The organism is Streptacidiphilus alkalitolerans (genome assembly GCF_042511045.1).
In the GTDB taxonomy this organism is placed as follows: domain Bacteria; phylum Actinomycetota; class Actinomycetes; order Streptomycetales; family Streptomycetaceae; genus Streptacidiphilus; species Streptacidiphilus alkalitolerans.
Genome location: NZ_JBHEZX010000004.1, coordinates 546,478 through 573,293, shown reverse-complemented (window position 1 = coordinate 573,293; position 26,816 = coordinate 546,478). Strand labels below are relative to the sequence as shown.

At 71.2% G+C, this 26,816-nt stretch carries 27 protein-coding genes and 1 tRNA gene; 17 read left to right on the top strand and 11 right to left on the bottom strand.

From position 1 onward, the window contains the following. Window positions 1–212: 212 nt before the first annotated feature. Window positions 213–749: a GNAT family N-acetyltransferase gene (locus ACEZDG_RS12060; RefSeq protein WP_380506827.1), complete on the bottom strand. Its 537-nt coding sequence runs from the start codon at window positions 747–749 to the stop codon at window positions 213–215. A gap of 67 nt (window positions 750–816) precedes the next feature. Continuing rightward, on the bottom strand, window positions 817–1,368 hold the full coding sequence (locus ACEZDG_RS12055; protein WP_380506824.1) for a YceI family protein: 552 nt from the start codon (window positions 1,366–1,368) through the stop codon (window positions 817–819). Window positions 1,369–1,491: 123 nt separating this feature from the next. On the opposite strand from ACEZDG_RS12055, the gene ACEZDG_RS12050 reads away from it, so the two are divergent. After that, entirely contained in the window at window positions 1,492–1,875 is a 384-nt protein-coding gene (locus tag ACEZDG_RS12050; RefSeq protein WP_380506821.1) for a winged helix-turn-helix transcriptional regulator, read from the top strand. A gap of 49 nt (window positions 1,876–1,924) precedes the next feature. Here the strand turns inward: ACEZDG_RS12050 and ACEZDG_RS12045 are convergent, their stop codons facing one another. Continuing rightward, window positions 1,925–2,878 carry an ADP-ribosylglycohydrolase family protein gene (locus ACEZDG_RS12045; protein ID WP_380506818.1) on the bottom strand — a complete coding sequence of 318 codons (954 nt, stop codon included), beginning with the start codon at window positions 2,876–2,878 and terminating at the stop codon, window positions 1,925–1,927. A 150-nt stretch (window positions 2,879–3,028) separates the two neighbouring features. On the opposite strand from ACEZDG_RS12045, the gene ACEZDG_RS12040 reads away from it, so the two are divergent. Together ACEZDG_RS12040 and ACEZDG_RS12035 are read left to right on the top strand one after the other, a co-directional pair. Further along, the gene (locus ACEZDG_RS12040; protein WP_380506815.1) at window positions 3,029–3,670 is read left to right on the top strand and encodes an HAD family hydrolase; all 642 of its coding nucleotides are present in this window, start codon (window positions 3,029–3,031) and stop codon (window positions 3,668–3,670) included. A 104-nt stretch (window positions 3,671–3,774) separates the two neighbouring features. Beyond that, window positions 3,775–4,959, top strand: coding sequence for a helix-turn-helix domain-containing protein (locus ACEZDG_RS12035; protein WP_380506812.1), 1,185 nt, complete (start codon window positions 3,775–3,777; stop codon window positions 4,957–4,959). Between the two features lie 782 nt (window positions 4,960–5,741). Here ACEZDG_RS12035 and ACEZDG_RS12030 read toward each other — a convergent pair. Then, window positions 5,742–7,196, bottom strand: coding sequence for a choice-of-anchor A family protein (locus ACEZDG_RS12030; protein WP_380506809.1), 1,455 nt, complete (start codon window positions 7,194–7,196; stop codon window positions 5,742–5,744). A 321-nt stretch (window positions 7,197–7,517) separates the two neighbouring features. Here ACEZDG_RS12030 and ACEZDG_RS12025 point away from each other — a divergent pair, with 321 nt between their 5' ends. From ACEZDG_RS12025 to ACEZDG_RS12010, 4 genes are all read left to right on the top strand, one after another. Beyond that, on the top strand, window positions 7,518–8,975 hold the full coding sequence (locus tag ACEZDG_RS12025) for a nucleobase:cation symporter-2 family protein (RefSeq protein ID WP_380506806.1): 1,458 nt from the start codon (window positions 7,518–7,520) through the stop codon (window positions 8,973–8,975). Between the two features lie 61 nt (window positions 8,976–9,036). After that, a complete protein-coding gene (locus ACEZDG_RS12020; protein ID WP_380506939.1) occupies window positions 9,037–10,131 on the top strand; it encodes an LLM class flavin-dependent oxidoreductase in 1,095 nt (364 codons plus the stop codon). A 55-nt stretch (window positions 10,132–10,186) separates the two neighbouring features. Continuing rightward, window positions 10,187–10,864, top strand: a complete 678-nt coding sequence (locus ACEZDG_RS12015) for an FMN reductase (protein WP_380506803.1) — start codon at window positions 10,187–10,189, stop codon at window positions 10,862–10,864. A gap of 84 nt (window positions 10,865–10,948) precedes the next feature. Then, window positions 10,949–11,335 (top strand): VOC family protein, encoded by a 387-nt coding sequence (locus tag ACEZDG_RS12010; protein WP_380506800.1) that lies wholly within the window; start codon window positions 10,949–10,951, stop codon window positions 11,333–11,335. Between the two features lie 82 nt (window positions 11,336–11,417). Here the strand turns inward: ACEZDG_RS12010 and ACEZDG_RS12005 are convergent, their stop codons facing one another. Beyond that, window positions 11,418–12,074: an HNH endonuclease family protein gene (locus ACEZDG_RS12005; protein ID WP_380506798.1), complete on the bottom strand. Its 657-nt coding sequence runs from the start codon at window positions 12,072–12,074 to the stop codon at window positions 11,418–11,420. Window positions 12,075–12,420: 346 nt separating this feature from the next. Between ACEZDG_RS12005 and ACEZDG_RS12000 the strand changes: the two genes are divergently transcribed. The 3 genes from ACEZDG_RS12000 (at window position 12,421) to ACEZDG_RS11990 (ending at window position 15,674) form a co-directional block, all read left to right on the top strand. Then, entirely contained in the window at window positions 12,421–13,461 is a 1,041-nt protein-coding gene (locus ACEZDG_RS12000) for an EamA family transporter (RefSeq protein ID WP_380506795.1), read from the top strand. A 129-nt stretch (window positions 13,462–13,590) separates the two neighbouring features. Beyond that, window positions 13,591–14,550, top strand: coding sequence for a prolyl aminopeptidase (gene pip / locus ACEZDG_RS11995; RefSeq protein WP_380506792.1), 960 nt, complete (start codon window positions 13,591–13,593; stop codon window positions 14,548–14,550). Further along, on the top strand, window positions 14,547–15,674 hold the full coding sequence (locus ACEZDG_RS11990) for a serine hydrolase domain-containing protein (RefSeq protein WP_380506790.1): 1,128 nt from the start codon (window positions 14,547–14,549) through the stop codon (window positions 15,672–15,674). Before pip ends, ACEZDG_RS11990 begins: the two co-directional genes overlap by 4 nt. An 11-nt stretch (window positions 15,675–15,685) precedes the next feature. Here the strand turns inward: ACEZDG_RS11990 and ACEZDG_RS11985 are convergent, their stop codons facing one another. Next, window positions 15,686–17,074, bottom strand: a complete 1,389-nt coding sequence (locus ACEZDG_RS11985) for a diaminopimelate decarboxylase (RefSeq protein WP_380506787.1) — start codon at window positions 17,072–17,074, stop codon at window positions 15,686–15,688. A 33-nt stretch (window positions 17,075–17,107) separates the two neighbouring features. On the opposite strand from ACEZDG_RS11985, the gene ACEZDG_RS11980 reads away from it, so the two are divergent. Beyond that, window positions 17,108–17,971, top strand: coding sequence for an N-acetylmuramic acid 6-phosphate etherase (locus tag ACEZDG_RS11980; protein WP_380506784.1), 864 nt, complete (start codon window positions 17,108–17,110; stop codon window positions 17,969–17,971). A 43-nt stretch (window positions 17,972–18,014) separates the two neighbouring features. Here the strand turns inward: ACEZDG_RS11980 and ACEZDG_RS11975 are convergent, their stop codons facing one another. Further along, window positions 18,015–18,746 (bottom strand): N-acyl homoserine lactonase family protein, encoded by a 732-nt coding sequence (locus ACEZDG_RS11975; protein ID WP_380506781.1) that lies wholly within the window; start codon window positions 18,744–18,746, stop codon window positions 18,015–18,017. A gap of 80 nt (window positions 18,747–18,826) precedes the next feature. On the opposite strand from ACEZDG_RS11975, the gene ACEZDG_RS11970 reads away from it, so the two are divergent. From ACEZDG_RS11970 to ACEZDG_RS11955, 4 genes are read left to right on the top strand one after another with little or no spacing between them, the layout of a single operon-like run. Next, complete coding sequence (locus ACEZDG_RS11970; RefSeq protein WP_380506779.1) at window positions 18,827–19,291, top strand: MarR family winged helix-turn-helix transcriptional regulator; 465 nt, start codon at window positions 18,827–18,829, stop codon at window positions 19,289–19,291. Window positions 19,292–19,324: 33 nt separating this feature from the next. Continuing rightward, window positions 19,325–21,085 carry an MFS transporter gene (locus ACEZDG_RS11965; protein ID WP_380506776.1) on the top strand — a complete coding sequence of 587 codons (1,761 nt, stop codon included), beginning with the start codon at window positions 19,325–19,327 and terminating at the stop codon, window positions 21,083–21,085. A 42-nt stretch (window positions 21,086–21,127) separates the two neighbouring features. Beyond that, window positions 21,128–21,721 carry an isochorismatase family protein gene (locus ACEZDG_RS11960; protein ID WP_380506773.1) on the top strand — a complete coding sequence of 198 codons (594 nt, stop codon included), beginning with the start codon at window positions 21,128–21,130 and terminating at the stop codon, window positions 21,719–21,721. Continuing rightward, window positions 21,718–22,275 (top strand): YbhB/YbcL family Raf kinase inhibitor-like protein, encoded by a 558-nt coding sequence (locus ACEZDG_RS11955; protein WP_380506770.1) that lies wholly within the window; start codon window positions 21,718–21,720, stop codon window positions 22,273–22,275. Before ACEZDG_RS11960 ends, ACEZDG_RS11955 begins: the two co-directional genes overlap by 4 nt. Before the next feature lie 28 nt (window positions 22,276–22,303). On the opposite strand, the gene ACEZDG_RS11950 is transcribed toward ACEZDG_RS11955, so the two are convergent. Beyond that, window positions 22,304–23,176 carry a carbon-nitrogen hydrolase family protein gene (locus ACEZDG_RS11950; RefSeq protein WP_380506768.1) on the bottom strand — a complete coding sequence of 291 codons (873 nt, stop codon included), beginning with the start codon at window positions 23,174–23,176 and terminating at the stop codon, window positions 22,304–22,306. A gap of 9 nt (window positions 23,177–23,185) precedes the next feature. Beyond that, window positions 23,186–24,691 (bottom strand): APC family permease, encoded by a 1,506-nt coding sequence (locus tag ACEZDG_RS11945; protein WP_380506766.1) that lies wholly within the window; start codon window positions 24,689–24,691, stop codon window positions 23,186–23,188. Window positions 24,692–24,825: 134 nt separating this feature from the next. On the opposite strand from ACEZDG_RS11945, the gene ACEZDG_RS11940 reads away from it, so the two are divergent. Both ACEZDG_RS11940 and ACEZDG_RS11935 read left to right on the top strand, forming a co-directional pair. Then, window positions 24,826–25,428, top strand: a complete 603-nt coding sequence (locus ACEZDG_RS11940) for a TetR/AcrR family transcriptional regulator (RefSeq protein WP_380506763.1) — start codon at window positions 24,826–24,828, stop codon at window positions 25,426–25,428. 40 nt (window positions 25,429–25,468) lie between these two features. Then, window positions 25,469–26,125 carry a Type 1 glutamine amidotransferase-like domain-containing protein gene (locus ACEZDG_RS11935; RefSeq protein ID WP_380506760.1) on the top strand — a complete coding sequence of 219 codons (657 nt, stop codon included), beginning with the start codon at window positions 25,469–25,471 and terminating at the stop codon, window positions 26,123–26,125. A gap of 28 nt (window positions 26,126–26,153) precedes the next feature. Here ACEZDG_RS11935 and ACEZDG_RS11930 read toward each other — a convergent pair whose 3' ends face one another. Together ACEZDG_RS11930 and ACEZDG_RS11925 are read right to left on the bottom strand one after the other, a co-directional pair. Further along, window positions 26,154–26,375 (bottom strand): hypothetical protein, encoded by a 222-nt coding sequence (locus tag ACEZDG_RS11930; RefSeq protein WP_380506757.1) that lies wholly within the window; start codon window positions 26,373–26,375, stop codon window positions 26,154–26,156. A 270-nt stretch (window positions 26,376–26,645) separates the two neighbouring features. Continuing rightward, window positions 26,646–26,717: transfer RNA gene (locus tag ACEZDG_RS11925), tRNA-Val, on the bottom strand. Window positions 26,718–26,816: the final 99 nt, after the last annotated feature.

Genomic DNA, 26,816 nt, shown 5'->3' with positions numbered 1-26,816 from the left:
ACACCGCCCGGCGGTCGTCGCAGCAGCCCCCGGACCTCCGAACCCCGGACCCCGCCCGGACCCGCCGAGCGGGGTCCAGGGCCGGGCCTGGACCCGTGGCGCGGCCCGCTTCCGGACCCGCTTCCAGACCCGAGTCCGAACCCGCACTCGAGCCGCCACGGGTGGCGCCTCCACACGACCGGCCACACCGGCGCCGAGGGCGGCACCCGCGCCTACCAGACGTCGCCCTCGCGCCAGTCGCAGATCAGCTCGGCCCACACGTCGAAGCCGAGGTCCACCTCCAGCACATACACGCTGCCGTCCTCGTCCGCGGTCCGCAGCAGGCCGTCCGGTGTCGCCACCGCGGTCGGGCCCAGCCACTGCTGCCAGCCCCGCGCCAGGTAGAAGCCGACCGCTCGCGCCGAGGAGGACAGCGCGGCCATCCCGTACTCGCCGCTGTTCAACTCCCGCTCCAGCGCGTCCATCAGCAGCCTGCCGTAGCCACGGCCGCGCCGGTCGGCCCGTACCGCGACCGCCTCGACGTAGCCGGTGCACACGGTGACCCCCTTGGTACGGAGCTGACGCTCCACCACCGCGCCGTGGCCCACGAGTTCGCCGTCCTCGCGGACCAGCACATGGAGGCCACCGAGGGTGTGCGCCCAGTCGTGCTCCGAGAATGTGTCGCCGAACGCGCCGATCAGCAGCCTCCGCACGGCCCTGAGCGTCTGCAGGTCGGGAGCGCGGGTGTCCACTACCTCCACCTCAGCCATGGGGCCCATCCTCCCACCGAGGGAGGCTCGGGCCCTCAAGTCCGGGTGAACTCAGGCCCGGATGAACTCAGACCTGGGTGAAGCGGGTCTTCAGGGTGACCGTGGCGATGCCCCGCATCGAGCCGCCCGGGTTCTTCCAGGCCATCTCGAAGTCGTTGCGGTCCACGCCGACCTCTCCGGTGAGCGTGACATCGGTCGGACTCGCGGCGGCGACCTGCGCGGTGAACGTCAGCGGGCGGGTCTTTCCACGCACCGTCAACTGGCCGCTGACCTGCGCGCATCCGCTGCCGTCGGCGACGATGCTGTCCGCACTGAAGGTGATCGTCGGATATATCTCGACCTCGAAGAAGTCCGCGGAACGCAGGTGGGTGTCGAGCTTCTGCTTCTTGGTGTCGACCGATGCGGCATCAACCACCAGGGTTCCGTGACCACGCCCGTCGGCATCGATCTCGCCCTCGCCGCTGACGGTGGTGAAGGTGCCCTTGACGGTGACCAGGCCCCAGATCGACTTGTGCCGGAAGCCCACCGAGGAGGTCGCCGGGTCCAGCACCCAATGACCCGTCGCCAGGTCCGCGGCGGTTGTCGAGGTGCCAGCAGGGTCGGTCGTGTTCTCCGCCATCGTGGTCACGCCTTTCCAGATCGTCGGTTCGCCGAGGCATCGGCGCTATTTCGTATGGTCCTATTGATAGCATATCTACTTACTTTTCTGCAGCCACTACGGGAATGCGGGTACGCTGCTCCCATGGGGACGGAACCGGGGCCGCTGGAGGCCGAGGAGCACGGGGCCATGTGCACGGGCACCGGCAGTGCCTTCGCCCGCGCCTTCGGGCTGCTCGGCAAGCGCTGGACCGGCCTGATCGTCACCGCGCTGATGAGCGGCCCGATCCGCTTCGCGGACTTCCGCCGCGTGGTCCCCGGCATCAGCGAACGCATGCTCTCCGAGCGGCTCACCGAACTGGTGGCCGCCGACATGGTCGTCCGCGAGGTCGAGCCCGGGCCGCCGCTGCGGGTCAGCTACGACCTCACCGAGACCGGCGCCGCCCTGCGGCCGGCCCTGGTCGAGCTGGGCCGCTGGGCCGAGGAGTGCCTGCCCAAGGACCAGGGCGACTGCGGATCCAAGTCCTGAGCGGGACCGCCGCTCAGCCCTCCCCCGCCACTCCACCCGCCCCCGCCGCTCAGCCCTCCCCCGCCGCTCCACCCGCCCTGCCACCCCACCCGCTCCACGCCGGAATCTCCTCGCAGGCCCGCCACCACGCGGCCGGGACCGCGCCCGTGCCAGTACGGGCCGCGACGACACCGCCCGCCATCGCGCAGGTCGTGTCCCGGTCGCCCCAGCCGGCGACGGTCTGCCACAGCGCCTCGGGCAGGTCGTCCAGGTGCCCGGCGGCGGACCAGAGGGCGAACGGCACCGTGTCCGGCGCCGAGATCAGCGTCCCCGAACCCAGTACGGACGCCGCGTGCCGCACCGAGGTGCGCTCCGGGAAGCCCGCCGCCACCAGCAGCCGGGCCCGGACGTCGCTGTCCGGCACGAACGCGGCCACCTCGCACAGGAACTCCGCGCGCGGCGCGGCGTCCCGCCCGCCCGCCGAGGCCGCTGCCAGGGCGGCGGCGACCGCCACGGCCACGGCGCCCGCGACCGCCTCCGGGTGGGCGTGGGTGGTCAGCGCGGACAGCCGGGCCTGCTCGGCGGCGACCGACAGGTCGTCCCAGAACCAGGCCCCCAGCGGGGCGACCCGCATCGCCGCGCCGTTGCCGTAGGAACCCTGCCCGCCGAACTGTCCCGTGGTGACGGTCCGCCAGTCCTCGCCCGCACCGATCCGCCGCAGCACGCCGTGCATCGAAGGCCCGTACTTGCGCCCCTGGTCACGGGCGTACTCAGCGGCGAACTCCGACGCCAGCCCGTCCGGACGGACCTCCCCGTGGGCCGTCAGATGGGCGAACAGCACCAGGGCCATGGCGGAGTCGTCCGTCCACAACCACGGCGCGGGACGCAACTGCCGAGCCGCCCACAGCTCCTCGATCGCCTCGTCGGAGCGCGTGAACCAGCCGTCGCCGAAGGCATCACCCAGCACCAGGCCGTCCAAACTGGCATGCGCCTGAACGTGAACCTGCTGCGGACCGCTACTCATGGCGAAACTCCCCGATGACTGTTGCCGACCTACCGATACGGCATTGTCACCGCAGCCCAGCAGCGCGGTCGAACACATTCCCCGGACACATTCCCCGGACCTTCGTCCCCGATCCGGGACGCGCTGGACGGCGCAGTATGCTCCCGGGTCATGATCAGAGCTGTGGTGTTCGATGTCGGCGAGACCATCACCTCCGACCGGCGGTTCTGGGCGGACTGGGCGGACTGGCTCGACGCCCCCGCCTACACCGTTGCCGCCCTCGTCGGGGCAGTCGTCGCCCAGGGGCGGGACAATGCGGACGCGCTCCGGCTGATCCGCCCGGGGCTGGACGTGGCCGCAGAGTACGCCGTCCGCGAGGCATCCGGGCGCGGCGAGCGCCTTGAGGAGGAGGACCTCTATCCGGACGTCCGCGAGGGCCTGCAAGCGCTTCAGAACGCCGGGTACTGGGTCGGCGTGGTAGGAAATCAGACTGCCCGCGCCGCCGAACTCCTGAGGGCCCTGGGACTGCCCGTCAATGCCGTTGCGACTTCGGGTGAGTGGGGTGTCGCGAAGCCGGCTCCGGCGTTCTTCGCCCGACTTAGCCAGTGGTCAGGCTGCGCCCCGGAGCAGATCGTCCACGTCGGCGACCACCCGGCGAACGATGTCGTACCTGCCCGGGCCGCAGGGATGCGGACCGTGCATCTTCGCCGGGGCCCATGGGGCTACCTGTGGGCGGACAGCGCCGGAGCAGCCCAGGCGGATTGGCACGCTGACTCCCTGCTCGACCTGCCGGGACTCATCGCCGGGGCCTGACGGATTCGGCTCCACCCGATACGACTTGGGTATGCACGAATCCGCACGCAGTGACCAGGCAAGTGCGTAACGTTCCAGACAGTGCGTCAGGAACGGAGCCAGGCATGCCATTGGCCGACCCCAGCGGCGTGGGTACGCGTATCGCCGTCGCGCGCAAATCACGCCGCCTCAAGCAGTCCGACCTCGCCGACCTCGCCAACATCTCCCTCGACACCGTCAAGGCCGTCGAACAGAGCAGGCGAAACCCCTCCGAGTCCGTCCTCGACGCCATCGCAGATGCCCTCAACGTCGACCCATCACGGCTGCTCGGCACCTCAGAGCGCAGTGACAGCCGCGTTCACCTGGCCATCCCCGCCCTTCGGGCGACGGTCGATGCCTACGACCTCCCCGACGACGGACCCGTCCGCGATCTGCGAAGCCTGCAGGACTCAGTCACAGAACTGGAGGCGTGGCGGCTCGCGGCCCGCTACACCCAACTCGCCCGCGGACTTCCCGACCGGCTCGCCGAACTCACCCGTGCACTGGACGTATGCACCGGTCCTGACCACCTCGCCGTCTCCCGGCTCCTGGTGTCCGCGTACCGGTCCGCCGATGCGGTGGCCTACAAGCACGGCTACCTGGATCTGTCCGCGCGCCTGATCGAGCTGATGCGCTGGGCCGCAACCAACTCCGAGGATCCGGTCCTCGATGCCGTCACCTCCTACGTCCGGATGGAGATCTTTTTCGCCTCTCGCGTGGAAGCCAACCTCGTCACCGGGCTGCGGATGCTCGAAACGTCGATCGATCGCGCGCCCGCCCCGGACGACTGCCCTGCCCAGGCCGCCATCGGCGCCCTGCACATGCGGGCCGCAGTCGTCGCAGGGCGGATGAAGGACAAGGCGTCCGCGCACATGCACCTGGCGCAGGCGCGGCCTCTTGCCGACGGACTGCGGGAGGGCGTCTATGCGGGCACCGCGTTCGGCCCCGCGTCCTTCCGCGTGCACGAAGTCGCGGTGGCTGTGGAACTCGGCGACGGACCTACCGCACTGGCGGCAGCGCGTGAGTGGAAGCCACCGACAGATCTACCGGCTGAGCGCCGTTCGCATTACTACATCGATGTCGCCCGAGCCCAGCTGTGGCAAAACCGGTCCGCCGATGCGTTCGAGTCCCTGAAGGTCGCCCGACGGATCGCCCCGCAACACTGCCATGAACACCCACAGGTTCGGGACGTCCTGCGGTCCCTGGTTCGGTCGCAGCGATCAAACCAGAAGGCACTGTTGGGGTACGCGGAATGGGCGGGGGCTGTCTAGCCACGGGAGTACAAGGTGTACCCCCAGGTACCCCTGCAGGCAGGGAGCATGGTCGTATCCGAGCCCGTGAGGGAAGGCGGCCATGGCATGCTACCGACGGTTCATGAACTCCCCGTTGATACGACGAGCATTGTGCGCCTGCGCGGAGAGGCATGCATCGTATGCGGAAGCACAGCCCCGCCACTGACGTCGGCCGGGCACGTCGATACGCGAGACGGCAGGGGCGGTGTCATGTCGTGGTCCGTCGTCAACTGCGCCGAGCACTCTGACGGTCAGTCATGACAGCTTCGTGCAGGCGCCACACGACCCTGCCGCCGAGGATCTGCGACTACTGCAAGAAGCCGGCCACAGGCCCCTTGGTCGGCGTCGAGCCCGGCGTCCGCGACACCCGGCGCGTTGCCCTGGCCCACGATGCCTGCTACGAGCAGCACATCCAGTCCATGGATCCAGGGCCGGCCGCGATGGCCGCTCTCGCAGGGGCTGCCGAATGATCTATGACATCCTGCCGCCCCCCGGGACGACGAAGACCGGCTATTGCGGCAGCTGCGACCGGTGGACAGTCGGGGCCCGCGTCGTCGCCGAGGTCCACGGTGACACCGGTTGGGGCGGCACCGTCCTCCGCTGCGCCGGGTGCGACGTCCAGGCTGCGGCGAGAGCAATGCGTCATCGCAACCGAGATCGCGAACTCCGGCAGCGGCTTTGAACTCCCGCCCAGCCTGTGGTTAACGGGCTGGGCGGGGACGTCATCAGGGCGCGGCGGTACTCGCAGCGCCACTGCCTGCTCAGTGCCTGCGCTTGGTCTGTCGGCTGACTGCGGTGAACAGGAGCGCGCCGAGCGCGATGAGGATCGCGGCGATGCTGCCGAGGAGCCAGGCCGGGGAGCCGGTATCCGGCAGGTGGCCGTTGCCGTTGGCGCTGGCGCTGGCGCTGGCGCTGGGCGAGGCGGAGGCAGAAGCCGGGGTGGAGGAGGCGCTTTCGCTCGGCGTCGCGGACGAGGTGGTTGACGTCGGCGTGGGCGTCGCGGTGGTGGGTGTGGGCGTTGGAGACTCGGTGGTGGGCGTCGGCGTCGGCGTGGTTGTGGTCGCCGTGGGCGTCGGCGTGGTTGTGGTGGCCGTCGGCGTGGGGGTTGGCGTCGGCGTGGATGTTGAGCAGACCGGCAGTTCGCCGTTGAAGGGGTAGGCGTGCAACTCGTTGCCGCCGGCGCCCTCGTGGTTCAGGTTGCCGGCCGCGTAGACCCGGCCGTTGACGCCCGGCACGCTGACGCTGATCGTGCTCGCCGGGTCGCCGGCCAGGATCGACCCAGCGAACTGCGCGGAGCCCGTGATCCTCCCCGTGCTCGCGGTGGGGAAGTTCCACATCAGTCGTGCGCCCAGGTCGACGAGCGGATCGCCGCCCGAGAAGAACACGCTGTTGACGTTGATCACGGGATTGGAGCCGAGCATATTGACGAGCACGGTCGCGCCGGCCGGGATGCCGGTGAACGACAGCGCGACCATGCCACCACCCGTCCCCACCAGGTCGCCCGGCACGTTGAAGACCTGGAGCAGACTGCTGCCGTCGCCGGCGAAGGTGGCGGTGCCGAACTCGGTGGTCACGGTCCCGGTGGCGGCGGCCTCGGCGGCGCAGCTGGACCGTTCCTCGATGGTCGTCCGCACGGACCGGTACGGCGCCGCAGCGTCGGGGTCCTGGATGAGTTGCCCGGGAGCGGCGAAGTTGACCGTGCCGCTGCTCGTCCCGCCGTGGCGGACGTTGCCCCAGGCCGTTGTGGTCGCGTCGGACCCGCCGACCTCCATCCGGCTGCCCGCGCTGACGGTGAGGTCGCCGCCGACGGTGAGGAAGTCGTCGCCGTCCGGCGGGGGGACGCGCGAGCCGGCGCCGACCACCCCGACGTTGTAGACGCCGCCGCCGGACTTGTTCACGGTCATGTTGCCGAGGGCCACGATCTTGCCCTCGGCCTCGGCGACGCTTCCGGTGACGTTGATGTTGCCGCCGGCGAAGACGTTGATGGTGGCGTCCCGGCCCGCGAAGTTGCCGTTGCTGATGGGCGGGAACGGGTTGGGGCACGCCCCGCCCGTACAGGCGCCGAGCGGCGGGTCGAGCGGCGCGGTGCCGGTGACGGCGCCGCTGGCCGCCGTGACCGCCAGCATGGTGGCAGTCGCGGCGGCCACACCGAGCAGTGCGACGGCCTTCGCGGGCGTGGCGCGGGCCACCGCGCGGGCCAGGGTACGACGGGGCACAGGCTTTCCTCGTCAGGGGCTCGGGGAGGGCCCAGGACAGACGCTGCCGAGGGCGGGCACGGGAAACGACACCGATCCGATGAAACGACAGGTCGGCGGCCCGCTCCCGACACCGCTCCGCAGGCCGCGGCGAAGTTCACGCGGACGGATCAGCGGTCACCCGCAGAGGGTGGGCGCGTCGCCCCGGGTACCGTCCACCTGCAACCGGCTTGCCCTGCAACCGACCTGCATTGCCAGGGACATGACGACGTAACACTTTCAACAGAAAGTTGACGCAGCACGCCGCTCCCCCACGCGGCGGTGACACCTCGGGAGCCGCTCATGGACGCAGAAACCGTTCCGCAGCCCGCGCCGGAACCGGAATCGGAACCGGAGCGCCACCCCGTCGACCAACTCCTGCCGCCGACCCGGCTCGCGCTGCTCGGACTGCAGCACGTGCTGGTGATGTACACCGGATGCGTCACCGTCCCGCTGGTCTTCGGAGCGGCGGCGCACCTCGGCGTGTCCACCGTCGGGCTGCTGATCAACGCCGATCTGGTGGTGGCCGGGCTGATCACGCTGATCCAGGCGCTCGGCGTCGGCAAGGTGCTGGGCGTGCGGCTGCCCATCGTCGCCGGGGCGACCTTCACCGCCGTCACCCCGATGATCCTGATCGCCGGACAGTACGGGATGGCCGCCGTGTACGGGTCGATGATCCTCGCCGGGGTCTTCGGGCTGATCGTCGCCGCGCCCTTCGCCCGGGCCGTGCGTTTCTTCCCGCCCCTGGTCAGCGGATCGGTGATCACCGTGATCGGCCTGTCGCTGATCGGCGTCGCGGCCGGGCTGATCGCCGGGAACGACAGCACCGCCAAGGGCTACGGCGCACCCTCGCACCTCGCGCTCGCCGCCGGGATCATCCTCTTCATCCTCGGCGTCAACCGCTTCGGCCGCGGCATCGTCACCCAGCTCGCCGTCCTGCTGGGGCTGGCGGCCGGCACCCTGGTGGCGGTCCCGATGGGGCTCACCGACTTCTCCTCGGTCGGCGGCGCCCGCTGGTTCGGACTCCCCGGTCTGTTCCACTTCGGCGCGCCGGCCTTCCCAGCCGCCGCGGTGATCTCGATGTGCGTGGTGATGCTGGTGATCTTCACCGAGTCGACGGCCGACATGCTGGCGGTCGGCGAGATGACCGGCCGTCCGCTCAGCACCGGCGACCTGGCCCGGGGCCTCGCCGCCGACGGCCTCTCCGGCATCCTCGGCGGCGCGATGAACGCCTTCATGGACACCGCCTTCGCCCAGAACGTCGGCCTGGTCGGAATGACCCGGATCCGCAGCCGCTATGTCACCGCCGTGGCCGGCGGACTGCTGGTGCTGCTGGGTCTGATCCCCAAGCTCGGCGAGATCGTCGCCTCGCTGCCGGGTCCGGTGGTCGGCGCGGCCGGGCTGGTGATGTTCGCGACCGTCACCGCGGTCGGCATCAACACCCTGCGCACCGTCCGCTTCGAGGGCACCGACAACCTGCTGATCGTCGCGGTGTCGCTGGGCGTCGGCATGCTGCCGGTGGTGGCCCCGTCGATCTACCAGGGGATGCCGCAGTGGTTCCAGACCATCGCGGGCAGCGCTATCACCAGCGCCACCCTCACCGCGTTCGGACTGAACCTGCTGTTCCACCACACCGGCTTCGGCCGGTCGCGGATCCCGGCCACCCTCACGCCCGCCGCCGCGCCCACCGCCGCGCCCACCGCCACGCCCACCGCCGCATCCGCCGACGCGCCCACCGCCGTGGGAATGGATCAGGCCTGACGTTCGTTGGGCGAGTAGTTAAAGCTTCAACTACTCGGACGAAGGCAGGCCAGACACCATGATGCAGTTCGGGATCTTCTCGGTGGGCGACGTCACGGTCGACCCGACCAGCAACACCAAGCCGAGCGAGCACGAGCGGATCAAGGCCATGGTCGCCATCGCGCTCAAGGCCGAGGAGGTCGGCCTTGACGTCTTCGCCACCGGCGAGCACCACAACCCGCCGTTCGTCCCGTCCTCGCCGACCACCATGCTGGGCCACATCGCGGCCCGCACCGAGCACCTCGTCCTCTCCACCTCGACCACGCTGATCACCACCAACGACCCGGTGAAGATCGCCGAGGACTACGCCATGCTTCAGCACCTGGCGGACGGCCGGGTCGACCTGGTGATGGGACGCGGCAACACCGGGCCGGTGTACCCGTGGTTCGGCAAGGACATCCGCGACGGCATCGCCCTCGCGGTGGAGAACTACGCCCTGCTCCGCGAGCTGTGGACCAAGGACGTGGTCGACTGGCAGGGCCGCTTCCGCACCCCGCTGCAGAGCTTCACCTCCACCCCGCGCCCGCTGGACGACGTGCCGCCGTTCGTCTGGCACGGCTCGATCCGCAGCCCCGAGATCGCCGAGCAGGCCGCGTACTACGGCGACGGGTTCTTCGCCAACAACATCTTCTGGCCCAAGGAGCACTACCAGCAGCTGATCAGCCTCTACCGCAGCCGCTACGCCCACTACGGGCACGGCACCCCCGAGCAGGCGATCGTCGGGCTCGGCGGCCAGGTCTTCATGCGGAAGAACTCCCAGGACGCGATCCGCGAGTTCCGCCCCTACTTCGACAACGCCCCCGTCTACGGGCACGGCCCCTCGCTGGAGGACTTCATGGCCCAGACCCCGCTGACCGTGGGCAGTCCGGAGCAGGTGATCGAACGGACCCTGGCCTTCCGTGACCACTTCGGCGACTACCAGCGCCAGTTGTTCCTGATGGACCACGCCGGGCTGCCGCTGAAGACCGTGCTGGAGCAGCTGGACATCCTCGGCGAGGAGGTCGTCCCGGTGCTGCGCAAGGAGTTCGCCATCGGCCGCCCGGCCGGTGTCCCGGACGCCCCCACCCACGCCGCCCGCGTGGCCGCCGCAGTCGCAGCCGCGCCTGCCGCTGTCTGACCACCACCCGTTCCCCCGCCCGCCCAACTCCCGTTCGAGAGAAGGAAAACCGACCGTGAGCACCGCGCCCGTCCGCGTCGCCGTCATATCCGCCGGCCTGAGCCGGCCGTCGTCCACCCGGCTGCTCGCCGACCGCCTCGCCGAGGCCGTACGGCAGAGCCTGGACGGCGGCGGCGCGAACGGAACCGGACGCGGGCGCACGGTCGAGATCCAGGTCGTCGAGCTGCGCGAGCTGGCTCACGCCATCGCCGACAACCTGGTCACCGGCTTCCCCGGCGCCGCGCTGCGCGAGGCCGTCGCCACGGTGACCGACGCGGACGCGGTCATCGCCGTCACGCCCGTGTTCAGCGCTTCCTACAGCGGGCTCTTCAAGTCCTTCATCGACGTGATCGACAACACCGCGCTGGTCGGCAAGCCGGTCCTGATCGCCGCCACCGGCGGCACCGCACGCCACTCGCTGGTCCTCGACCACGCCCTGCGCCCGCTGTTCTCGTACCTCCGCGCGGTCGTCGTGCCCACGGGTGTCTACGCCGCCGCCGAGGACTGGGGCAACGGGGCCGCCGCCCACTCCGACAGCCTCCCGACCCGCATCACCCGCGCCGCCGCCGAACTCGCCGCCCTGATCGACGGCGTCCCCGCCCGCCGCTCCCCCGTCGAGGACTTCGTGCCCTTCGCCCAGCAGTTGGCAGCGCTGCGCCCGATCAGCGCGGACCAGGTTCCGGACAGACCCTAGGATCGGGGCACGGCATCGCGTGTCGGTCACCGTCCGGGTGAGGCATGGAGGTGGCCGTGAGATGCCCGTTGGAGGCATTCCACCGTGTCAGTCGAGCTGAACCACACCATCGTCTTCGCCCGGGACAACCGGGCTTCCGCGGAATTCCTGGCGGGCCTGCTGGGCCTCACCGTCGGGGCAGAATGGGGCCCGTTCATCCCGGTCGCCACCGGCAACGGGGTGACCCTGGACTTCGCCACCGGCGGACAGGAGACCATCGCCGCCCAGCACTACGCCTTCCTGGTCACCGAGGCGGAGTTCGACGCGATCTTCGAGCGGATCGAGCAGGCGGGGATCACCTACTACGCCGACCCGTTCCGGCAGCAGCCCGGCCGGATCAACCACAACCACGGCGGCCGGGGCGTCTACTTCCTCGACCCGTCCGGCCACGGCATGGAAGTGCTCACCCAGCCCTACGACAGCCACCGCTGACCGCGCCACCCCCGGGTGGGGGGCCCGCCGGCCCCGGGCGGCCCCCCACTCCGCTGCTGCCGCACAGACCGCTGATACCGCGTCAGCAGCCGTTGAGGATGGAGCTGAGCACCGCCTTCTCCGTGCTGTCGACGGACAGCCCGTAGTAGTGCTTGACCTGGACCCAGGCCCGGACGTAGACGCACTGGTAGGAGGCCTGCGGCAGCCACTCGGCCGGGTCGTCGTCGCCCTTGGAGCGGTTCGAACTCGCCGACACCGCGAGGAGTTGCGGGCGGGTGGTGTCATTGGCGAACGCCTGCCGCTGCGCGGTGGTCCAGGCCCAGGCGCCGGAGTCCCACGCCTCCGACAGCGGGACCAGGTGGTCGATGTCGAACGTGGACGGGTTGGTGGTCACCACGTTGTCGTAGGGGCTGGTCCAACTGCCCGACGTGGCGGTGCAGGCCGCGTTGGTGACCACATTGCTGCCGTCCCGCTTGATGACGTACTCGCGGGTGTCGCAGGTCCCGCTGATGGTGATCCAGGTCGGGAAGAGGTCGCGGTCGTAGGTGCTGGCGTGCGTCTCGGCGGCGACGGTCAGGCTGGAGAGGTACGTACGGGCCGTGGAGGCCGCGATGGGGGTGGGCAGAGCCGCGTTCGCGGTGCCGGCGCCGACACCGACCAGCAGTCCTGCGGCGAGCAGGACCGCGGCGAGCGCGGCGGAGAGGGCGGATATGGAATGGCGGAAAACGGATCCGGGCATGCGGGGGCCTTCCTGTGGCGAGGGAGCAGTGCGAACTGGAGTACGGACTGGAGTGCGCGCCAAGCCTCGCGGCCATGGGTCTATGCGGGTAGATGCCCAGCGGTAAATTTCTGATGACAAGGACATGGCGAAGCCAGGTCGTCCCGTCCGGGTAGGTCGTCCCGTCCGGGTAGGCTGCTGCCATGGCCCCGTACTCGCTCGCCGTCCTGCCGCCTCCCGCCCGCTAGCGGGCGGCACCGACCTCAGGACTCCCGCTCCGACCGCTCTCTGACGAGCCGTCGGAGAGGTGACCGCTGCCCGCATCTCGCCACCCCGCGGACCAGCGACCACCCACCGGAGCCCAGCCATGCCCTCCCTGCCCGTACGTTCCCCCCTGCCCGCCTCCCGGCCGGCCCGTCCGCGCGGCACCGCGGACTCGCCCTCCGAGGCGCCGTCCCACTCGCCCCACCTCTCGCCGTCCCACTCGCCCGTTCAGCGCCGCCGCGCGCTGCTCACCATCGGCCTCGCCGCCGTCTCCTGGGGCACCGCCGGGGCCGCCGCCGCGGTGCTGCACCGGATCAGCGACCTCGGGCCGATCACCGTGTCCTGCTGGCGCTTCGCCCTCGGCGCGCTGCTGCTGCTCGGCGCCAGGCCGCTCGTCCACCGGACCGCCGCCCGCACCACCCGTGACCGGTCCGACCAGGGCAGACGCTCCGGCCGCCGCCTGCTGCTGACGCTCGGCACCGGCCTGCTGATGGCGACGTTCCAGACCTGCTACCTCGCCTCGGTCGACCTGGCCGGGCTCGCCCTCGGCACCACCGCGACCCTCGGCGCCGCACCCGTCCTCACCGCCTTGGGCGCCCGCGTCCTGTTCGGCGAGCGCCTCGGCCGCCGCGGCGGCGGGACGATCGTGCTCGCGCTCACCGGCCTGGCCCTGCTCGCCTTCGGCAGCGGGCCGTCCGCGAGCGGCCCCGAACCGCTGTGGGGCCTGCTCTGCGCCCTCGGCTCCGCCGCCGGATCGGCCGCGATCAACCTGATCGGCCAGGCCCAGGCCCGCAGCGGCCGGGCCGGGGACCCGTACGACCGCGCCCTGGCCGGATTCACCGTCGGCGCGGTCTGCCTGCTGCCGGTCGCCGCCGCCACCGGACCGCTCCTCCCCGCCCCGCACCACCTGCTGGCAGCCGCGGCCCTGCTCGGCTACCTCGGTGCGGTGCCGACCGCCCTCGCCTACGCGCTCTTCTTCGCCGCGCTCAGCGTGGTGCGGGCGACGGCGGTCTCGGTGGTGATGATGCTGGAGCCGGTGGCGGCCCTGCTCCTCGCCGTCGGCCTGCTCGGCGAGCAGCTGACCCTCGCCGCGGCCTGCGGCACGGCCACCCTGCTCGCCGCCGTCCTGCTGCTCCCCGAGTAGCCCGGCCGGTAAAAAATGCCCGGCAGGCCGACTGGCAAGCTGGCTATAGTGCCCCGTTCATGTCTTCCGCCATGTCCACGTTGGCGTCCCGCCCCTGCCGCGTCCACAGATACCGAAGGAGCCCGCCGGATGAGTGCCGTGTTTTCCTCGACCGAGCCGTACGACCACGGAATGCTCGACACCGGCGACGGCAACCTCGTCTACTGGGAGGTCCGCGGCAATCCGGCCGCCAAACCGGTGCTGATCGTCCACGGCGGTCCCGGCGCGGGGAGCCCGACCGGCACTCCCAAGTCGTTCGACCCGGAACGCTTCTGGATCATCCTGTTCGACCAGCGGGGCTGCGGCCGGAGCACCCCGAACGCCAGCGACCCGGCCACCAACATGAGCCTCAACACCAGCCAGCACCTGCTGCGCGACATGGAGCAGCTGCGCGAGCACCTCGGCGTCGAGAAGTGGCTGATCTTCGGCGGGTCCTGGGGCTCGGGCCTGTCGATCGCCTACGCCGAGCATCATCCCGAGCGGGTCTCGGCGCTGGTGCTGCCAGCCTTCTGGACGATGAGCCGGGCCGAGGTCGACTGGCTCTACCGAGGGGGCGTCGCCCGGATCTTCCCCGGCGAGTGGGAGCAGTTCCGCAACGGCGTCCCCGAGGGCAGCGGCGGCGGGGACCTGGTCGCCGCCTACGCGGAGCTGATGGAGCACCCCGACCCTGAGGTGCGGGCCCAAGCCGCCGTCGACTGGTCCACCTGGGAGGACGTGGTCGTGTCGCTGGAGCCCAACGGCAGGCCCAGCCCCTACCGCAACCGCTCCACGGAGGCGCTGCAGGCGTTCGTCCGGATCTGCGCCCACTACGCCTCCCACGCGGGCTGGTGGGAGGACGGCGAACTGCTGCGCGGCGCCGAGCGGTTGGCCGGCATCCCCGGCGTGATCGTGCACGGCCGCCAGGACCTGAGCTGCCCGCTCAGTACCGCCTGGGAATTCGCCCGCGCCTGGCCGGACGCCGAACTGGTCACCATCGACGACTCGGGCCACCGGGGCAGCCCCGCCTTCGGCGAGGCACTGAACGCCGCGATGGAGCGGTTCAGCAAATGACGGACACCCGGGCCGCAGGCTCACCCGGTTCCCCCGGCTCCTCCGGTTCCGCGGGAGACCGCCTCCGGCAGCTGATGCGCAGCCTGTCGGAGCAGGGAACCATGCCGGGCGTCTCGGTCGCCTGCGGAGTCCGGGAGCGGGAAGCCTTCCGCTCCTGGACCGGCGACGCCTGTCGACAGGGCGGACCCCCACGGCGCGTCGACGAGCACACCCGCTACGACGCCGCGTCCCTCACCAAGGTCATGTCCACCCTGCCGATCGTGCTGCGGCTGCACGCCGCAGGCGTGATCGACATCAACGCGCCGGTCAGCCGATGGCTGCCGGAGCTGGCCAATCCCTATCGGGATGAGATGACCATCCGTCATCTCCTCACCCACACCGCAGGATTGATCACCCATCAGGAATACTGGCGGCAGCTGGACGGCTACACCGCCGTGCTCGACGCCGTGCTGCGCGAGCCGCCCGCAGCGCCGCCGGGGACGGTCTTCGCGTACTCCGACCTCGGCTACATCATGCTCGGCGAGATCCTGCGCCGGGCCACCGGCGAGGAACTGCCGGCCCTTTTCGCCGCCCAGGTCAGTGCTCCCCTGGGCCTGCGCGTCACCAGCTTCCTCCCCACAGCCGGGAACATCGCCGCCACCGAGGTCAAGGACGGCGTTGCCGTCGAGGGCCGGGTCCACGACGAGAACGCCCGGGCCATGGGCGGCGTGGCCGGCCACGCGGGCCTGTTCACCGACCTGGGCGACGCCGCCGCTACCGCCGCCGCCTGGGCGCAGCCGGCACCCACCCTGCTGCCCGCCGATCTGGCGCAGGAGGCCGTCACCCGACAGCCCATGCCGGACTCCTCGTCCGCCCGCGCGCTGGGCTGGGTCTGTGCCGGCGACGAGAGCTGGGACCACATCGGTCCGTCCTGGCCGAGAACCACGGTCAGCCACACCGGATTCACCGGGGTGTCCATCGCCGCCGACCCGGTCTCCGGCTGGTGGGCGGCGGTGCTCAGCAACGCCGTCCACTCCGGCCGGGAACGGCCCCGCCTGCGCCGGGCCCGCCTCGATCTGCACGCGGCGATCGCCGACCTGCTGACCCGCCGGGGCCCGTGGATGACGGGGCTCGGGCGGCCCTGAGGGCGGTCGGGTCACCGCGCGTCGAGACCCAGGCCGAGCAGCGCGTCGGCGTGGGCGAGCCCGCTCTCCAGCGAGATCTGCTGCAGTGACTGGGCCTCGCGCACCGGCGCGAACTGCACCCGCCCCCGGTCGTCCGTGCTGAAGCCATGGACGGCCGGGCGGGGCAGGCTGTTGTAGGCCCAGTGCGTGGAGAAGTAGTAGGCGCCAGTGTCATGCAGCACCACGATGTCGCCCTCCTGCAACTCGGGCAACTCCCGGGCGTGGGCGACCACATCGCCCGCGAAGCAGCACGGCCCCGCGATGTCCTGCACCATCGCCGCAGTGGCCTTCGGCCGGCCCCGGCCGTCGTAGGCACCGACCCGCAGCGGCCACGCGTCCGGCATCAGCACTGTCCGGGTGGCGAGTTGGGCCCCGGCGTGGGTGATCGCGATCCGTCGGCCCCCGGCGTCCTTGGTGTACTCGACCAGCGCGCCGATGAAGCCGTTCTTGGCCAGCAGTGAACGTCCGAACTCGGTGACCAGCTGGTAGCGCCCGTCGAGCAGGGTGGGTACCGCCGCCCGCAGCGCGGCGGCATAGGCCGCGAAGGTGGGACGCGGCTCGGGACCGTCGAAGTTGACCGGCAGGCCACCCCCGGTGTCCAGGCTGGTGATCTGCTGCCGCCCCACGGCGTGGTTGACCTCCTCGGCGAGGCGGTGGGTCTCCGCGATGCCTGCCGTGATGAGTTCCAACGGGCAGCCCTGCGAACCGACATGGGCGTGCAGCCGGGTGAGCCAGGGTCGCTGCTCGAAGGCCCGCACGACCTCGGCACGTCCACCGGGATCACCCAGCGCCACCCCGAACTTCGAGGTCGCGGTGGCGGTGCTCATGGCCCCGATGGAACCGGCCCCCACCTGGGGATTGACCCGCAGGCCGATGACGGACGAGCAGTCCTGGGGGCGCAGTGCGTCGATCCGGTCGAGTTCGGCGAAACTGTCCGCGTTGAGCGCCACGCCGAGGGCCAGCGCCTGCTGGATCTCCCGGCGCGTCTTGGCCGGGGAGTCCAGCACGATCGTCGCGGGCGCGAACCCGGCCCGCAGCGCGATCTCCAGTTCACCGGGACTGGCCACCTCGCAGCCCAGACCGAGGTCGGCCAGCAGCGACAGCACCGGGATCAGCGAGGCGGCCTTGGCCGCGAACGTGTGCAGCACCGGCGGGGGCGCTGTGGGCCCCGGCAGTGCCGGGGGCGCCGGGACGAAGGCCGCCTGCAGCTCGGCCACCGTGGCGCGCACGCCGTCGACGTCGATGAAGCCCGCCACCGGCTGGTCCGCGCCGAGCAACCCGTCGGCCACGGCCTGTCGCAGCACGGCCGCGAACCGATCGGCGTCTACGGTTTCGTCGGACGATGCGGTGGTGGTCGTCACCGGGAGTCTCCATTCATGTTCATGAGGAGCGTCATGACAGGCAACCACAACGTACATCCGGCGATCAGTCGCACCGGGCCGCTGCCGCCCACGGAGCAACGCAACGCCGCCAGCTACCACCTCGACACGCTCGACGCCCTCGGCGTGGTCGAGCTGATGAACCGTGAGGAGCAGCGGGCCCTCGACGCGGTGGGCGAGGCCGCCGGCCAGCTGGCCACCGTCGCCCAGCGGGTCGCCGACTGCGTGCAGGCCGGTGGACGGGTCGTCCTGCTGGGCGCCGGGACCAGCGGGCGGCTCGCGCTGCAGGAGGTCGCCGAGCTGCCGCCGACCTTCGGGCTGGCTCCGGAGATCTTCCACGTCCTCGCCGCAGGCTCGGCGGCCATGGGACCCGCTGTCATCACCAACACCGAGGACGACACCGAGGCGGCGCCAACTGCCCTCGCCGCACAGGGCATCGGCCCGGCCGACGTGGTGATCGGCCTCGCCGCCAGCGGGACCACGCCGTTCGTCCGATCTGGCATCAAAGCTGCTACTCAGCTGGGGAGTTGGACCTGCGGGATCGCCAACAACCCCGGCACGCCGCTGCTCACCGACGGCGGCTACGGGGTGCTGCTGGACACCGGCCCCGAAGTCCTCACCGGGTCAACCAGGTTGAAGGCCGGAACCGCGCAGAAGCTCGCCCTCAACCGCATCACCACCGCCGCGATGGTGGTCGACGGTCGGGTGATCGAGAACCACATGCTGGATGTGACCGGCTCCAATGCGAAACTGCGCCTCCGTGCCCTGCGCATCGTCTCCGACATCACCGGCTGGGACGACACCCGGGTCCGCACCACCCTGGAGCGGAACGCCTGGTCCGTCCGGGCCGCACTGAAGGGCGCGGGCCGGGCCGGATGACCCGACCCGAGCCTCGGCGGACAGGTCGGCGGACAGGACGGGCTCAACCCAACCGCTCGGACGGCTCCCAGACCGAGCAGTCGTGGGCGAAGAGCACCCGTCGCGGGTCGAACTCGCTGAGCCGCTCCAGCCAGGGCCGATAGGGAGGAAGCGGCGGCTCCAGCCCTTCGCGGGCCGCACGCCGGGCCAGTTGGTCCGAGCCGAACTGGGACGCGAAGTCGTGTGCCTGACCGGCGAGGACCACGGTGCCGTCCGTCTGCCTGACCACCAGCGACTGGTGCCCGTCGGTGTGCCCGGGGGTGGGGACGATCCAGACCCCCGGGCGGATCTCGCACTCCCCCGCGATCTCCTCGTAGATCGCACCGGGGAAGTCCACCAGCGCGTCCATGGTGTAGTCGCCCCGGCGGGCCGTGGCCAGTTCCACCGCCTGCACCAGGATCGGCGTGCCGCCCAGCAGCGGATTTCCTCCGCAGTGGTCGAAGTGGAGGTGGCAGTTCACCACCAGGGAGACATCGGCGAGGGTGACTCCCGCGTCGCGCAGCGCGCCCTGCAGCGCCCGGCGCCGGGGGCGGTAGTGGGCCTCGGTCTCGGAGTCGACGGCGCCGATGCCGGTGTCGAAGAGGATCAGTCCGTCGTCGCGCCGGACCAGGTAGGCGAGCACGGGCTCCACCCGCGGCTGCGAGCCGTCGGTCTCCGACGCCGGCCGGACGAAGTAGCCCAGGTCGAGTCGACGCACTGCTGGTCCGTTGCCCGTACTGCCCATCCGCTTGCCCATCCGTCCATCGTGGCAGTCGGCCGCGCCCACCGCAGGGCATGGATATTTACTAAGGCAGATTGATAAGCTAGCCTTAGTATATGAGCGACGAGAGCAACACGCTGGACGGCGGCGACGCGGTGGACACCGACGGGATCGCGGCAGCCCTGCTGGCGAGCGTCAGCCTGCTGGTGCGAAGGGTCCGTCAGGTGCCCGTCGAGGGCGGGCTCACCATGCCCGAACGGCAGGCGCTGTCGCGGCTGGACCGCGAGGGCCCCGCCACGTCCTCCGAGCTGGCCCGGCAGGCGCAGATCACCGCGCAGGCGATGGGGGCCACCCTCGGCGCGCTGCAGGCACGCGGCCTGGTCGAACGGCGCCCGGACCCCGAGGACGGCAGGCGAGTGATCCTGACCGTGACCGATGCCGGACGGCAGGAGCTGCGCGACAAGCGCAACGCCCGGGCCGAACTGCTCTCGCGCGCCCTCTCCGGAACATTCACCCCGGCGGAACTGGAGCAACTCGCAGCAGCCGCACCGCTGCTGGAGCGGCTGGCCCAGAACGTCTGACTGACGTGCACGGAAACCAAGGAAGTGACCCCGATGACTGTTCCCGCGGTGACGCACGCCGCAAAGCGCCCGGCCGGTGACCGCTACAAGTGGATGGCGCTGACCAACACCACCGCCGCCGTCTTCATGTCCGCACTGGACGGCTCCATCGTGCTGATCGCGCTGCCGGCGATCTTCCGAGGCGTGCACCTGGACCCGCTGGCCCCGGGCAATATCGCCTACCTGCTGTGGATGATCATGGGCTACCGGCTGGTGCAGGCCGTCCTGGTGGTGACCGTGGGGCGGCTCGGCGACATGTTCGGCCGGGTGCGCATCTACAACTCCGGGTTCGCGGTCTTCACCTTCGCCTCGATCCTGCTGTCCTTCGATCCCTTCGACGGCGGCCACGGAGCCATGTGGCTGATCGGCTGGCGGGTGCTGCAGGCCGTCGGCGGATCGATGCTGATGGCGAACTCCGCCGCGATCCTGACCGACGCGTTCCCCAAGGAGCAGCGCGGCTTCGCGCTGGGCATCAACCAGGTAGCCGGGCTGGGCGGGATGTTCATCGGCCTGGTGGCCGGTGGCCTGCTGTCGGCCTGGGACTGGCGCGCGGTGTTCTGGGTGAACGTGCCGGTCGGCGTCTTCTTCACGGTGTGGGCCTACCGCACCCTGCGGGAGAGCGGTGAGCGCGGCGGCGGCCGGATCGACTGGTGGGGCAACATCACCTTCGCGGTGGGGCTGAGCGCGGTCCTGATCGCGGTCACCTTCGGCCTGCAGCCCTACGGCGGACACACCATGGGCTGGACCAACCCGCTGGTCCTGGGCCTGGTCGGCGGTGGTCTGGCGCTGCTGGCGGCCTTCGTGGCCATCGAGAACCGGGTCACCGCGCCGATGATCCAGCTCAGTCTGTTCCGCCTGCGGGCCTTCACCTTCGGCAACCTGGCCGGCCTGGCCATCTCGATCGGCCGGGGCGGGATGCAGTTCGTGCTGATCATCTGGCTGCAGGGCATCTGGCTGCCGCTGCACGGCTACGACTACAGCGACACGCCGCTGTGGGCCGGCATCTTCATGCTGCCGCTGACCGCGGGATTCCTCGCCGCCGGGCCGGTCTCGGGCTACCTGTCCGACCGGATCGGCTCCCGGGGCCTGGCCACCGGCGGCGCGCTGCTGTTCGGCGCCAGCTTCCTGGGCCTGATGCTGCTGCCGATCGACTTCAGCTACTGGGTCTTCGCGGTGCTGATAGCGCTCAACGGGATCGCCAGCGGGATGTTCGCCTCGCCCAACTCCTCCTCGATCATGGGCAGTGTGCCGGCCAGGCTGCGCGGCGTCGCCTCCGGTATGCGGGCCACCTTCCAGAACTCCGGCACCGCCGTCTCCATCGGTGTGTTCTTCTCACTCATGATCGCCGGGCTGGCCAGCAGCCTCCCGCACACCCTCACCAGCGGACTGACGCAGCAGGGCGTGCCGGCCCACGTCGCCGCCCAGGTCGGCGGGCTGCCCCCGGTCTCGTCCCTGTTCGCCGCGCAACTGGGCGTCAACCCGATCCAGCACCTGCTCCAGCCCAGCGGCGTCCTGTCCCACCTGACGGCAGCGCAGCAACAGGCGCTGACCGGACGGGAGTTCTTCCCGAACCTGATCTCCGGACCGTTCCACTCCGGCCTGGTCGTCGTCTTCGCCTTCGGCGCCGTCCTGGCGCTGCTGGCAGCCATCGCCTCCATGCTGCGCGGCACCAACACCGCCGCCGCGGCAGAGCCGAGCCCGGACGCGAGCCCGGCCCCGGCGGCGTCACCGGCCACGTCGCCGAGCAGCGACTGACACGCACCGTCCCTCCCCGACCAGAGAAAGAGCACCAGCACCATGCCATTGACATCGATCGACCCCACGTCCGCACTGATCGTGATCGACCTGCAGAAGGGCGTCGTCCCGCCCTGCGCGGACATTCCGGTCACCCCGGTCGTGCAGCGGGCGGCGGAACTGGCCACCGCCTTCCGCCGCCGGGGCCTGCCGGTGGTCCTGGTCAACGTCACCGGACGGCCGTCCGGACGCACCGACGCCGGCCGGTCCGGTAGCCGCGGCAGCGCGGCCGGTGCCGCGTTTCCGCCCGGCTGGGCCGACCTCGTGGACGAGTTGGACGTGCAGCCGACCGACCACCTGATCACCAAGCGGCGGCGCAACGCGTTCCACGACACCGGACTCGACACCCTGCTGCGGGACTTGGGCGTCACTCAGGTCGTGCTCGCCGGGATCTCGACCAGCAGCGGCGTCGAGTCGACCGCTCGCGCTGCCTACGACTACGGCTACCACGTCGTCCTGGCGACCGACGCCATGAGCGACCCCGACGCCGAGGCCCACCGCAACAGCATCGAGCGGATCTTCCCCAAGACCGGCGAAACCGCCACCACCGCCGAGATCACCGCCGAGATCACCGACATGGTCGAGGAGACCCGATGACCCTCCTGGGCACACTCCTGCGCAACCGCAGGGCGGGCGAGGTCCATGTGGCCTGGAACCAGCCGCAGTTGCAGGGCCCCGAGCTATTGAGCGTGACGAGCCGTCAGTTCGTCGAACGGGGAACGATTCCGCTGGAGCACTGCGGCAGGATGGTCGGCGGCACCAACCAGTCCCCGCAGCTGGCCTGGAGCCCGCCGCCGGCCGGCACCGCGCAACTGCTGCTGGTCGTCGAGGACACCGACGTGCCCACCAGCAAGCCCGCCGTGCACTGCCTGGCGCTGATCGACTCGACGGTCGAGCAGTTGGACCCCGGCGCCCTCGCCGCCAAGCAGCCCGCCGCCGGAGTGCGGATCTGCCGCTCCACCATCGGGCGCGGGTACCAGGGCCCCGGGCCGATCAAGGGCCACGGCCCGCACCACTACACCTTCCAACTGTTCGCCCTCGGGGGCGTGGTGGATGCCGAGGCCGCTCGGGCCCGTCCCCGCGCGCTGCTTGCCGCCCTCGACGCCCCCGTCCTGGCCCGGGGCCGCCTGATCGGCGTCTACGAACGCTGACCCCGGGTCAGGCAAGTACGGTGCCGACCTACGCGTCCTTCAGCCAGCTCGGGGGCCGGAACGCCCCGCCGTACATCGGGAGTTCTATCTCCGCGCCGTAGCGGGCGAGTTGGCTCCAGGGGCGGTTGAGGCCCGCGGTGCCGTAGGCGCGGACCCGGGTGACGGTGTCCAGGTCGAGGACGTCGACCAGGATCTCCTCACCCGGGCCGGCCTGCTGGCGGACGATGCCCTCCGGGTCGACCACGGCGCTGGCGCCGACCCCGCACGGGTCGGCGCCATTGACGTTGACCACGTAGACCTGGTTGGTCCAGGCGTTGGCGCGGGCGCAGACCAGTTCCATCTCGCGGTCGCGGGTGGTGGTCAGCGTGGGCTGGATGATCACCTCGGCGCCGAGCCAGGCGAGTTGCCGTGCGGTCTCGGGGAACGAGCCGTCGTAGCAGATGGCCAGGCCGATCCGGCCGACGTCCGGGATGTCGAAGACCACGAACTCCTTGCCCGGCGTGCAGGCCTCGTAGGGCTGCCAGGGGAAGATCTTGCGGTAGCGGGCGACGATCTCGCCCTGCGGGGAGACGGCCAGGGCGGTGTTGTAGATGTTCCCGTCCCCCGCCCGTTCGAAGACGCTGCCCGGGACCAGCCACAGGCCGGTCTCCACGGCCAGGGCGCAGATCCGGTCGGTCAGCGGGCCGGGGACGGTGACCGCGGCCCGCTGCATCCAGTCCTCCGGGCACGGCCGCAGCAGCGGGGCCTCGGCGGCGAGCAACAGCTCGGGGACGACCACGAGTTGGACATGGGGGAACAGCGCACGGGTGGACCGGACCTGGTCCGCGAAGCGCTGCCAGCTGGCTTCGAGGTCCAGCGGGACGGGAGCGGTCTGGATGGCGGCGACGGCAAGGGTACGCATGGGTGGTGTTCAGTCCTCGGTGATGGTGAGTTCCACGACGGACGTGCGGCCCTCGCGGAAGAAGCGGCGGAAGCGGGTGCGGACGATCAGCATCACCGGCACACCCACGGCGATGGAGCCCACGCCGAGCAGGAAGACCCCGCCGATGCCGTGGAAGGAGGTGTAGCCGTAGTCGGGGCTGTACATGTCGTGGGCGCTGCGGACGAAGGCCGCCAGCATCATCAGGCCGCCAAGCAGCGGGAGGATGCCCTTGAGCAGCAGGTCGCGCGGGGAGTTGCGGAGCTGCTTGCGGAAATACCAGACGCAGGCCAGGGCGGTCATGCCGTAGTAGCAGGCGATCAGCAGGCCGGTGGAGAGGATGGCGTCGCCGAGGAACGCCCCGGACACCACGGAGAGGATCACGAGCAGGACGGCCGCGGCGGCGCCGAAGAACACGGTCCCGAAGCTGGGGGTCCGGTTGCGGGGGTGGATCCGGGCGAACGCCTGCGGCAGGGCGCCGTGGGCGGCCATCGAGAGGTTGCCGCGGCAGCTGCTGACCACGCTGGTGAGCAGCGCGGACACGGCCGAGATGCAGACCGCGAGCTGCAGCACCTTGGCCAGCGCGGTGCCGAGGACCGGCGGGGCGAGGCTGGCCAGGATGTCCCCGGAGTTGGCCGGGTTGCCCAGGCCGACGCCGGTGCCGCCGGTGCCGGCGAAGCTGATGGCGGCGAAGGCGGTGAACAGGTAGGTGCCCAGCAGCACGACGGTGGAGATGATCACCGCCTGGCCGGGGACCCGGCCGCTGTCGCGGGTCTCCTCGTTGACGGTGACCAGGGCGTCCCAGCCCCAGTAGATGAACAGGCACAGCAGCACCGCCTCGGCGAAGGGCCCGAAGCCGCCGAAGCCGAGCGGGTTCAGCCAGGACAGGCTGGGCGCGGCGGCGCCGTGCCGGGCGAAGGCGGCCACCCCGAAGCCCAGCAGAGCGACCATCTGCAGCGCCAGCAGCACGTACTGGACGGAGGCGGCGATCTCCAGGCCCCGGTAGGCGACGGCGGTGACGGCGGCCAGCAGCAGCACGGCCAGCGCGGTCACGGCGGTGGTATTGCCGGCGAGGGAGTGCAGGCCGAGGAACGCCAGCAGGTAGGCGGCGCCGACCTGGGCCAGGGCCGCCATGGCGATCAGCGTGGCGACGGTGGTCACCCACCCTCCGACCAGCCACCCGTTCATCGGCCCGAAGGCGCGGGTGATCCACACGAAGTTGGTGCCGCAGTCGGGCATCTCCCGGTTGAGCTCGCGGAAGGCGAAGGCCGTGAGCAGGATCGGCACGAAGCCGAGCAGCAGCGCGGCCGGGGCCAGATGCCCGACGACCAGGGTCACCAGACCGAGGGTGACGGCGATGCTGTACGCCGGGGCGACCGAGGACAGGCCCATGGCGACAGCCGCGAGCAGGCCCACCGAGCCGCCGCGCAGACCCTTGCCGGCAGCGGCGGGAGGAGGCAGGGTTCTCGGCTCGGCGTCGGTCGGGTTTGTCGTCACGAGGGCTCCTGACATGGGGACCGGTTGTTAAACGGAGATTTAAGAGGTCCCGGTCCAACCCGTCAAGAGCAGGGCCTGTATTGTTAAACCCCGATGGAGAATTCGGATCGGGGCGTCGGATCGGGAAGGGCGACATGGCAGCAAAGAAGGGCGGCGGCAAGGAGGCCCGGAGGGCCGAGCTGAGCGCGGCCGTGCAGCGGGCGCTGCTCGTGCGCGGCCTGGAGGGCCTGCGGCTGCGCGACATCGCCGACGAGGCCGGGGTCACCCCCGCCGCGGTGCTCTACTACGGCGACCTGGACGCGCTGGTCTACCAGACCTACCAGCAGGCCATCGAGCGCTACAGCCAGGAGCGCGAGCAGGCCGCCGACCAGTTCGCCGACGCCCGGGACAAGCTCGGCGCCTGCATCGACAACGGCGTCGCCAGCGGCCCCGACGACGCCCTCACCCGGCTGCTCTTCGAGTACTGGCCGCGCTGCCTGCGCGACGCCAAGGCCGCGGCCCTCGACAGTGCGTTGACGGAACGTCAGATCGCGGTCTACGCAAGCATCCTGGTGCTCGGTCAGGCCCAGGGCCACTTCACCCTGCAGGACCCGCCACGGCTGCTCGCCGCCAACTTCGTCGCCATGGAGGACGGCTACCAGATGGAAGTCCTCGCCGGCCGCCGCACCCGCACCGAGGTCATCGCCGCCCTGCGCTCCCACGCCCGGGCCGTCACCGGCCACCAGCTCCGCCCCTGACCGGACGCCGACTCGCCATCGGCACCGCTAGGGTCGCCGGATGCGCCTCTACCTGTCGTCCTTCCGCCTCGGCGACCGCCCGGACCAGTTGGTCGCCCTGCTCGGCGAGGCCGGCCCGGGCCGGATCGCCGTGATCGCCAATGCGATGGACTCCGCCCCCGCCGACGTCCGGCAGGCCGGGGTGCAGCGCGAGACCACCGCGCTCACCGCGCTGGGCTTCCACCCCGTCGAGCTCGACCTGCGCACGTTCTTCGACCAGCCCAAGGACGCCGTCCGCGCTGCCCTGCACGATTTCCCCGCAGTATGGGTCCGGGGCGGGAACGCGTTCATGCTGCGCTACGCGCTCGCCCGCAGCGGGGCCGACACCGCGCTGGTCGACCTGCTACGCCGCGACGCACTCGTCTACGCCGGATACAGCGCCGGCCCCTGCGTCCTCGCACCGACCCTGCGCGGCCTGGAGCTCGTCGACCCCCCTCAGGCCGTCACCGAGACCTGGGGCGACCAACCGCTCTGGGACGGGCTGGGCGTCCTGGACCACGTCTTCGTCCCGCACGTCGACTCCCCCGGCCACCCCGAGACGGACGCCTGCGGCGCCGCCGCCGAGCACTACCGCACCACCGGCACCCCACACCGCACCCTGCGCGACGGCCAGGCCCTCGTGATCGACGGCGACCAGTCCCAGTCCCGGATCATCTGACGGCTCCGACCCCGCGCCACTACCGCCCTCAGGCCACCCGCGTGGCGGACCCGTCCTCCCCCTCGTGCCCGGCGTCCTCCCGCGCGACCATCGCCGCGTTCCACTCCGCGACCAGCGCGTCGTGGTACTCCCATTCACCCCTGGTCAGCGGGTGTCCCCCGGCCAGGCCCAGCCAGAACTGACGTATCGCCGCGTTCGCGCGGTCGACAGCACGCTGGAGATCGGGTCGCGGCTCGGGCGAAAGTGACATACCCCCAGCATCCCAGGTCCAGGGACACCGTTGTCACCCCGGGCCGGTTACATCACCCCCAAGCACATCCGATCAGGTCAGACCGCCGTCCCCACTGCGGCACCCGCTTCAACTCAACGCCCCGGTGATCTCGCCCTCAGCCAGCACCTCGATGCCGCTCAATGGGCGCTGAAGAGTTGATCTCCAGATCGCCTCCAGATCGCCTCCAGATGGAGCCAAAACGAGCCCCGGACCTTTGGGGTCCGGGGCTCGTCGGCTGGTCACTGGCTGTGGGCGCAGACGGTTTCGAACCGCCGACATCCGCCTTGTAAGGGCGGCGCTCTACCGCTGAGCTATGCGCCCGAGTCAGGGAAACAATACCTGCTAGCCGGAGGGTTCGGTGCCGGGCCTGGTGCGGCGCGGCGGGGGCGGGTGCGAGGATGGGGCCCGCGGGCCGGGGCG